General features: G+C 52.5%; 12 protein-coding genes. 8 read left to right on the forward strand and 4 right to left on the reverse strand.

All coding sequences use genetic code 11. From position 1 onward, the window contains the following. Positions 1 to 13 precede the first annotated feature (13 nt). From AC1XOS_RS16520 to upp, 6 genes are all read left to right on the forward strand, one after another. Positions 14 to 205, forward strand: coding sequence for a hypothetical protein (locus tag AC1XOS_RS16520; protein ID WP_481963324.1), 192 nt, complete (start codon positions 14 to 16; stop codon positions 203 to 205). Between the two features lie 23 nt (positions 206 to 228). After that, a complete protein-coding gene (locus AC1XOS_RS16525; RefSeq protein ID WP_481963325.1) occupies positions 229 to 888 on the forward strand; it encodes a hypothetical protein in 660 nt (219 codons plus the stop codon). Positions 889 to 1,044: 156 nt separating this feature from the next. Continuing rightward, positions 1,045 to 2,280, forward strand: a complete 1,236-nt coding sequence (locus AC1XOS_RS16530) for a hypothetical protein (RefSeq protein ID WP_481963326.1) — start codon at positions 1,045 to 1,047, stop codon at positions 2,278 to 2,280. Beyond that, on the forward strand, positions 2,280 to 2,684 hold the full coding sequence (locus AC1XOS_RS16535; protein WP_481963327.1) for a TlpA disulfide reductase family protein: 405 nt from the start codon (positions 2,280 to 2,282) through the stop codon (positions 2,682 to 2,684). Before AC1XOS_RS16530 ends, AC1XOS_RS16535 begins: the two co-directional genes overlap by 1 nt. 35 nt (positions 2,685 to 2,719) lie before the next feature. Beyond that, positions 2,720 to 3,439, forward strand: a complete 720-nt coding sequence (locus AC1XOS_RS16540; protein ID WP_481963328.1) for a double zinc ribbon domain-containing protein — start codon at positions 2,720 to 2,722, stop codon at positions 3,437 to 3,439. 155 nt (positions 3,440 to 3,594) lie between these two features. Then, positions 3,595 to 4,215 carry a uracil phosphoribosyltransferase gene (gene upp / locus AC1XOS_RS16545; protein ID WP_481963329.1) on the forward strand — a complete coding sequence of 207 codons (621 nt, stop codon included), beginning with the start codon at positions 3,595 to 3,597 and terminating at the stop codon, positions 4,213 to 4,215. A gap of 58 nt (positions 4,216 to 4,273) precedes the next feature. Here the strand turns inward: upp and mnmE are convergent, their stop codons facing one another. From mnmE to AC1XOS_RS16560, 3 genes are read right to left on the reverse strand one after another with little or no spacing between them, the layout of a single operon-like run. After that, positions 4,274 to 5,596: a tRNA uridine-5-carboxymethylaminomethyl(34) synthesis GTPase MnmE gene (gene mnmE / locus AC1XOS_RS16550; RefSeq protein WP_481963330.1), complete on the reverse strand. Its 1,323-nt coding sequence runs from the start codon at positions 5,594 to 5,596 to the stop codon at positions 4,274 to 4,276. After that, positions 5,593 to 6,111 carry a hypothetical protein gene (locus tag AC1XOS_RS16555; protein ID WP_481963331.1) on the reverse strand — a complete coding sequence of 173 codons (519 nt, stop codon included), beginning with the start codon at positions 6,109 to 6,111 and terminating at the stop codon, positions 5,593 to 5,595. Before AC1XOS_RS16555 ends, mnmE begins: the two co-directional genes overlap by 4 nt. Before the next feature lie 14 nt (positions 6,112 to 6,125). Continuing rightward, on the reverse strand, positions 6,126 to 6,395 hold the full coding sequence (locus AC1XOS_RS16560; protein ID WP_481963332.1) for a hypothetical protein: 270 nt from the start codon (positions 6,393 to 6,395) through the stop codon (positions 6,126 to 6,128). A 123-nt stretch (positions 6,396 to 6,518) separates the two neighbouring features. Between AC1XOS_RS16560 and AC1XOS_RS16565 the strand changes: the two genes are divergently transcribed. Then, complete coding sequence (locus tag AC1XOS_RS16565; RefSeq protein WP_481963333.1) at positions 6,519 to 7,409, forward strand: hypothetical protein; 891 nt, start codon at positions 6,519 to 6,521, stop codon at positions 7,407 to 7,409. 207 nt (positions 7,410 to 7,616) lie between these two features. Further along, positions 7,617 to 7,814 (forward strand): hypothetical protein, encoded by a 198-nt coding sequence (locus AC1XOS_RS16570; RefSeq protein ID WP_481963334.1) that lies wholly within the window; start codon positions 7,617 to 7,619, stop codon positions 7,812 to 7,814. Here the strand turns inward: AC1XOS_RS16570 and AC1XOS_RS16575 are convergent. Beyond that, positions 7,811 to 8,438, reverse strand: a 628-nt coding sequence (locus AC1XOS_RS16575) for a GTP 3',8-cyclase MoaA family protein (protein WP_481963335.1), incomplete at its 5' end; no start/stop codon positions are given. The two genes, AC1XOS_RS16570 and AC1XOS_RS16575, sit on opposite strands and share 4 nt — an antisense overlap.

Consider the following 8,438-nt stretch of genomic DNA (forward strand, 5'->3'; position numbering starts at 1 on the left):
AGAGTTGTTCTGAATGCGTATCGAAGATCGTGACGAGTTTATAGATGCCGTCGCGCAAGCGGTGATTGATCGTATCGAGGAGAAGAACCATATTCATGGTCTCGTCGAAATGGTGGTTCAGCGCGTCCTACAGTTGCAAAAAGAGTCCGTAGAGGGTGAGGGAGCCAAAAGCACCGAAGCCACTGAGGGCACCGAGTCCGAATAGTTGTTTAGAGGAGTTTTAAAGTTATGTGGTGGACAAAACGTTCGTGGAGCGCAGAGGCAGAAGAAGCCCGCGCCAAAGTAGAGTCTCAAGAAGGCTCAGAATCCCTCAGTTCGGCAGAGAAAGCCAAACTAACCCGTCGCCAAGCCCTCGCTAGGTTCGGTTTTCAAGCCGGAGCCGCCGCAGTTGCCGCTTTAACAGCCGATGATCTTCTTCGTAAAGTCGGTGAAGAGATGCAAAAGCGTGCTGGTGATAGCGAAGTCGCTAATGCCGTGGCAAAAGAATTTAAGAACGCTGGTGTAGTGTTTGCCGATGTAGCCGATGTCGTATCTGATACTAACTCAGAATATGATTTTTCTATCGCACTTCGTCCCCCTTGCTCGGATCCTAATGCGGATCCACCCCAAGAAGATAATGGTGTTTGCGGACATGAATATGAAGAAATGCGTGCTGCATGTAGTTTCTATCCCGTTAATTATGATCCTACTTTTCCCTTTAATCCTGCTTTTCCATTAGATTATAATAATCCAAGATGTTGCACATATGTAGATAGCTCCTGCTGGATTCAGCGTAATGCGTGTAGAGCAGCAGCTAAACAATGGTATATAGATAATTGCAAAGGAAAAGTAGGTTATCCTGATGATCCTAGAAATTGTCAAACTGAACATAATGATGTTAATTGTTAGTTGTATGTGATTATTAGTGATATGTATGGGCATTTCAAAAATGCCCATTTTTGAAATGCAAAAAACATTTTTATGAAAATTATCCTGTTTTTATGTGTCTGATTTGTTATGGATTTTTATTTTGGATGTGGATAAGTATAAAGGGCTTGTGAAGATATGAATGATGATGATGGAAAGATAAATAGGATGATTGACCCGTTAGTCACTTCCGGACTAGATGCTGTAGTCTTTTCGGAAAAAGGTTTAATCCTTAAGGATATATTAAGTATTTCAAGTTATGTAAATAGTTACTCTGTTTGCAATAAAGGTCGATATATAATTATTCTATCTCAGGATGGAGACTTGGATACCTTGAATTTATTTGATGTAACAAAAAATAAAGTAATAAATATCCTTTCAAGGAAAGTAAATGGCATGTTTTCTCGGCCTCTTTTTGATATTAAAGGGTGGTTTTCGGACGGTGAAAATATGATATTTACAATAAAGGAAGATATAAGTCAAAATAAAATTACTTGGTATGTTTTTAATGTTAGGTCTAAAACAATTGACCCTGTAGATATTGAAAGTGCAAATCAATCTATTTTATTTTCTGCTATTACTCCATATGGTGTTTTAAAAAAACACCAGGCAGATGCTGTGATTATAAAAAATAATGTTATTTCTCGTGTGAGACTTCCTTTTTTAGCTCATCCTATATGGTGGGCTTTATCTGGAGAAGAAGTTGTATATTCTTCGACAAAGATTGAAAATGGTTTAAGCGTTCCTGATAAATGGATTGTATTAAATGTAAAAACTAGAAATTATATTGTTTACGATAAAGAGCCTGATATTAAGTATAAATATGTTGATACGATGCCTGTAGATCTTGAATGGATGAGTAATAAGATTGTGATAAATGGTAAGAATAAAAGTTATTTATACTTAACATTGAAAGTTAAAAGTCCTAGTGACTCGAATTCTTTAAATCAGTGTTTGGTCTCTACATTTGCAAATGATAGAAATGGAAGTATACTTCCTGATTTTTCGGCGATTGTATTTCTACATGGAGGGACATTATTCTTACGGAAAATTGATTTACTTAGTGCTGACTTAGTAAAGAAAAAATGCATGGATCGAGAAAAATCTGCTGTTGTAGCTTTGTCAGAACGAATCATTTATCATTTAAAAAGATTTGCGTTTTATAATAATGGTTATATGCCTTCAACTGAATCAGATGTAAAAAAATGGATGGATTCAACAGGAGTCCCTAATTTATCTGAAATTTTTACATTTTCATCACTAGCGTCGCGTAAATTTCAAGAAGATAAAAATATTGAGATAGGTAGTATCGCTTTAGGGGGCGGATCTGCAATTGTGTTAAGTAACGGTAAAGTGAAATTTGTTGAAAAATAATGAATAACAATATCTATAAAATAGAAGGTATGACTAATGGCAGCGCATACCTTATTCATTTTTGGTCGAAATCATGCCCTGTATGCCATGATAATATTCTAAAAGTTCAAAATATTAGAGATTTATATCGAGGTAAAGGGCTTATAGTGATTGCAATTCACCGCCCGATGGGGCCATATGATCTTGATATTGATTCTGTCAATCAAGTAAGAGATCAGATAGGTATCACGGAAAAATGTATTTTTGATAACGATCACTCAATTGGTGATTCACTGGGAGTTATTGCATGGCCAACTTATTTTCTTTTTGATAGTGAGTGTAAACTGCGACGTCATGCAAAAGGTCAGTTGGGAATTCGTATGATTGAACAATCTTTGATTCGTATGTTCAGTGAGTCCTCTTGAAATCTTCGTGATTGGTTATAATAACCCGGTTTTGTATGCGAGCACTCGATGGCTTTCTCGATCTGATCTACCCCCCGCGCTGCCTGGTCTGTGAGAGCTGGGAGGAGCCGCTTCTTTGCTCTGAGTGTGTGGCGCAGTTTGTCCCCGTTCCCGCTCCGATTTGCGTGGTCTGTGGTCACCCGAGCGAGCCGGAGCGAGTCTGTCGTTTGTGTGAGGCGGCGGCGGACCGTTGGGGTGGCTGGGCCTTTGAGCAGGCACGTGCCGCGGGACAGCACACAGGAGCGCTACGCCACGCATTGCACCTGCTTAAGTACCGCCAGAAAGACGCCCTCGCCGAGCCACTGGGGGCATGGCTTGCGGATAAGTGCCTTACCGAACTCTTTCCCGGCTCGTCGTTTGATGCCATTGTCGCGCTGCCCCTCTCGATAAAGAAGCGAAAGCGGCGTGGCTACAACCAAGCGGTACTCCTGGCACAGCCCCTCGCCGAGCAGCTCCAAGTTGCTATGCTGCCCGAGACGGCATTTGTTCGGACACGTGCTGAGCAGTCGCAGATGCGTCTGGGAGCACAGCAGCGCCTCTCCAATCTCTCCCCCGATGATTTTTCGGTGGTGGACTCCGACGCGATTAGGGGCCAAAATCTTCTCTTGCTCGATGATGTTCTGACCACAGGCGCGACTCTGCACTGTGCCAGCGCGGCCCTCCGAAAAGCGGGTGCTGCTCAAGTGAGTGTTGTCACGCTCTCGCGGGCGTTTTGATGCACCGCCGATTGGAACGGCGGTGCTGGAGAGCCTGCGGCTACAAAGGCCGTTCTGGCCATACCGAGTTTACTCGGGATTCCCATGGGCGGCACGCCCTTCGTAGCTTTAGCTCTCCAGCCCCCTCGTTCTGATCGAGGGGGTAAAATAGCGCTATGACGATCCAGCTCTGCACCCATCCACTCGCGCAGCACCTCCTCACAGGGCTCCGCTCCACCGAGACCGACCCCCAGCACTTTCGACCACTCGCCCGACGCTTAACAACCCTGCTGGCCCTGGAGGCAACGCAGGACTTGCCGATGGTGGCGACGCCGATTACGACACCCCTGGAGCCGATGGAGGGACGGGTTCTGGCACAGGGCCTAGTGGTGATTCCGATTCTGCGGGCGGGACTGGCCATGCTGGAGCCGTTTATGGAGCTTTTTCCCAATGTCTCGGTGGGCTACATTGGGCTGGAGCGGGATCACGCGACCGCCGTGGCATCCAGCTACTACTGCAAGCTCCCGAATGTGGCACGGCAGACGACTCTGGTGGTAGACCCGATGCTGGCGACCGGTGGCTCGGCCAATCAGGCGATTGAGCTGGTCAAGGCCGCCGGGGGCACGGACGTGCGCCTGGTCTGTGTCGTGGCCGCGCCGGAGGGAGTCGCCGCTGTCAATGCCGCCCACCCCGATGTTCCCCTCTACGCCGCGTCGCTCGACCGCCAGCTCAACGACAAAAAATACATCTGCCCCGGCCTTGTCGACTTCGGCGACCGGCTCTACGGAACCCTTTAATCTCCCCTCTTTCCCCCTCCTCCCAGGATTGGGAGGAGGGGCAGGGGGAGGAGGGGCGCTACTTGCCGATGCAGAACCGTGAGAAGATTCCCTGGATGATCTCCTCGCGCGTCGTCTGACCGGTTAGCTCGCCCAGCACGGCCATCGCGCCGTGGGTGTCTACGGCGATCAGCTCGGCGGGGAGGCCGGAGGTAAGCGTGGCTCGTGCATCGGCGATGTGTAGGGCGACTCGGCGCAGGGCATCCTCGTGACGAGCACGGGTAAGAAGCGGTGCATCGGTTGAAGGAGCCGCTTCGCCGACCACGGCTCGTGCGAGCTCCTCTAGCCCCAGCCCCGTCTTGGCAGAGACGGCGATGGCGGGAAAGCTCGTGAAACGCTCTAAGTCGGGGGGGGCAAGATCCGATTTATTGACCGCGATGACCAGATTGAGGATGCCTTCCGGAAAGTGCGACGTTTTCGGCTGGGTTGCATCGACAACCAGGATCACCACATCGGCTTGGGCGACGGCAGCGCGGGCACGCTCCACTCCGATTTTCTCGACAATATCGTCGGTTTCCCGCAGGCCTGCCGTGTCGAGAATGCGCACGGGGACTCCGGCCAGCACCAGCTCTTCGGAGAGCACATCGCGGGTCGTGCCAGGAATCTCGGTGACAATGGCCCGCTCCACTCCCGCCAGTGCATTGAGGAGCGACGACTTCCCAACATTGGGCTCGCCGGTCAGCGCGACCGTGATGCCTTCGGTGAGCTTTCGTCCGTAACGAGCGCCGTCCAGAAGTCTTTCCAGTCGGTCAGCCGCACGTACAAGCGGTGCTTCGACGGTCTCAGGCACCAGCTCCCCCACATCTTCGGGGAAGTCAATCGTGGCCTCTAACCGGGCAAGCGCCTCTTGAAGCTCCGAGGCAATCGCGCTGGCCTCACGGGAGAGGCTTCCCTCAAGCTGCCGACGAGCCACCCGCTGGGCCGCCACCGAGCGCGCTGAGATAAGATCCGCAAGAGCTTCCGCCTGTGCCAGATCGAGCTTGCCGTTGTGAAACGCCCGCTCGGAGAACTCTCCTGGTCGTGCAAGGCGTGCCCCAGCAGCGAGAAAAACGGCCAGGACTTGCGAGAGAGTAACCGCTCCGCCGTGCCCCTGAAACTCCACAATATCTTCACCCGTGAACGAGTGGGGGGCAGCAAAGCGCACGATCAGGCCATCATCAAGAGCTTCATCACTCTGAATACTGTAGGCCGTGGCACGAGAGAGCATCCGTGGAGCAAGCCTCGCCACCGAGCGCCGCACCACGCGAGTCGCGATCGCGACAGCATCAGGGCCGGAGAGCCGAATCACCCCGACGCCCGCGGGGCCACTTGCCGTTGCTATCGCCGCAATCGTGTCGCTCATCGGGGAGGGGCGGCGAAGGGGCGCTGGCCAGGAAGATCGAGGGGAGCCGCCTCGGAGCTCATGTCCTGTGAGCGTGAGCCACCCCCGAGGCGATCCATGCCCGGAATCATCTTGGTCGCTCCCATCAGAAGCGGCATGATGGTTACGGCGGCTAATATCCCATTGAGTAGTGTCCCCACCAACCCGAACAGGATATTCCACCAGCCGATCTGGGCCTTGCGCTTATCATCAAGCATGAGAAAGACCATCCCGACGGGGATCGCGAGCATGGGAAAGACAATGCCAAGCGCCACCGAGGACCAGAACGCGGCGGGAGACTCTTGGCGCAGCTCGGCGGAGTACGTCGGGCGAGCCGCGACGGGAATCGCGCCTGCGCCTCCTGAGCTAGCGGGTGGGGAAGCCGATGGAACCGGTGGGGGAGCCGTCGCCAGCGCACGGCCACACTTCCAGCACGCCGCTTGAGTGGCAAAGTTATTCGACCCACAGGCCGCACAGACAACACGCTCGTTGGACATCGCGACTGGCTTCCCTACTGTGGCATGCTAGGTTCGGGGCGAGCGAAACCGGTACGCTCTTCGGTCTTTTCAAAGGGGTTGAAGCCACTGCTACGGAAGGCCATAAAGCCCAGAGCCCCTAGGGCCACAATGACCACGACAACTAAACCGGCACGACGGCCTTTCTCTTGTGAAGAAATCTTGGGAGTGATCACATCCGTTGTTGTGGTGACACTGGTTGAGTTAAATTTTTTCAGGTTGAGCCCACCGGACTCATTCCTGGGAGAGTTGCTGTTTTCGGCCATAGTATCCTCGTTGTACCATGCCGTGGAAAAAGAATCTTGAAACTTTTGCTTCCGCAACGGATTCTAACGGCATACACATTTTATACGTCGTCGCGAGACAGATTGTGACCAAGAGCGCAAAAAATGAATCCTGAGGAAATCACGACCGATACACTGCAAGAAGAAGCCTTCGCCGCACTGCTGGCCAAGACCCTTCCTGCGCCGTCGCTTCAGCCACTACCCCGTGGTCTATCGGAGCGTATTGCGGCGGCTACCGATGCCCGCCCGACGTTCTGGGAGCGCCTCACGGTATCCTTACGTCCTGCCCCGGTTCGTTTCGCGCTGGGAGGGGCTGTCACGGCAGTGGCTCTTTGTGCTGTCTTTTTGCCACGTCTACCGAAAACAGAGCCTACAAAGCCGATTAAAGTTGCCATAACAGCTCCCACGCCAGAGCCAATACCAAATGTGGTGCCGACCTCAACTCGGAGCCCTGCGCCGGAACGCATGACTGCGCCTGATGCCATCGTAGCTCCCAGCCCGGCTCCCGAAGTAATCGCGCCGACACCCAGTCCTGTTGCGCCCGTGAAGCGGCTCGCGGTGGCCTCGCTGAAAGAAAAAGCCCAGATCGGATTTGAACCGTCGCAGGTCTCAAAGTCCGTCGCTCCGATCCCGGAGCTGTCTCACTCACAAGGTGCTCAAGGAGTTGCGCATATCTCAGTGGGGGGACGGACTGCGGCTACCAATAGTGAGCTTGAGAGTACTCCGACACCCGCCCCGGCAGCCGTTCAGCCCACAACCCAAGTTGCACGCGTTCCACGGATCGAGACGACTCTCGTAAGCGGTGACATTGACGACGATAAACCGGAAGTTTCTGTAGGAAAGCCCTTTAATCCTTTACTTGTTTTGACGAAAGAAGAGAAGGCGCAGATGGAAAAAGAGCGCAAGATTCCAAGTCTTTCGGGAGCGATCTCTGGTTCTGAAAGCGTAGTACGATCCAGCTCAAATCTAGGTTTGCTTAGTGCGCCCGTAAGATAGGGATGATACAATTGGGCCGTGCATGGCGGAGCCATAGTGCGCACGGGGAGGGATGAAATGGGACGGACAGCCCTTCGCTGCACATGCGGGCAGCGTGTTGGAGAGCGGGAAGTTCTGCGGGCCGGATACTATCCGAGACCTTTTGGCCCTAGCTACGTCTTGGTACGCTACCGATGTTCTCGTTGCCGACGACGAGGCGAGCAGTTCTTGCGCCAAGAAGAGTGGGATCAAGGAATCCTCTCCGATGCCACCCTTGAACTTGATCTCTCTACCCAAGGAATTCTTGCGACACGGGGGCCAATCACGCTCCGTGAGCAGGCGGACTTTCACCACAAACTAGACTCAAAAGGACTCCAAGATCTGATTGCAGAGTTTGAGTCCAAGTCCGACGAAAAAGCGTCCTAACCGCCAATCTGAGACATCGTGCGTAGGCTCCCTCCGCGTGCAAGCCGTCCCTCAAAATCACTCTGGATGGGCTTGTGAGACAGCGCCGCGGCTGCATGCGCCAGTATCTCGCTCTCGGTACAACCGGCTCGTAGGGGAGTCATGAGATCGTACTCGAAGTTATCCGCAAGGCAGGGGACGAGCTTTCCATTGGCGGTGAGCCGGAGCCGGTTACAGCCGTCACAGAACTTATGGCTGATGGGGTTGATCACGCCCACGGTACCGAGTGCTCCCGGAATCTTGAAGTTTCGGCTCGTGCTCTCCCGGGTATCGTGCAGTGCTTCTAAACCCGGCCAAAGCGTCTTGAGCGTTGCGATGGCTTCTTCATTGCTGACATACTGCGCTCGCCACTGGGCATTGCTCACTTGCCCGATGGGCATGTACTCTAAAAAACGCACCGAGATCGGTCGCTCCCGTGTCAAGTTGCCAAACGCCTCGATTTCATCGTCGTTGATGCCGCGCATCAAGACGCAGTTAAGCTTGATCGGGGAGAAGCCGACGGCAAGAGCGGTTTCTAAACCTCGCCAGGCCCGTGCAAACTCCTCGCGGCGGGCTAGCTTGACAAAACGCTCTTCTTGAAGCGTG

This window comes from Armatimonas sp., assembly GCF_964826245.1.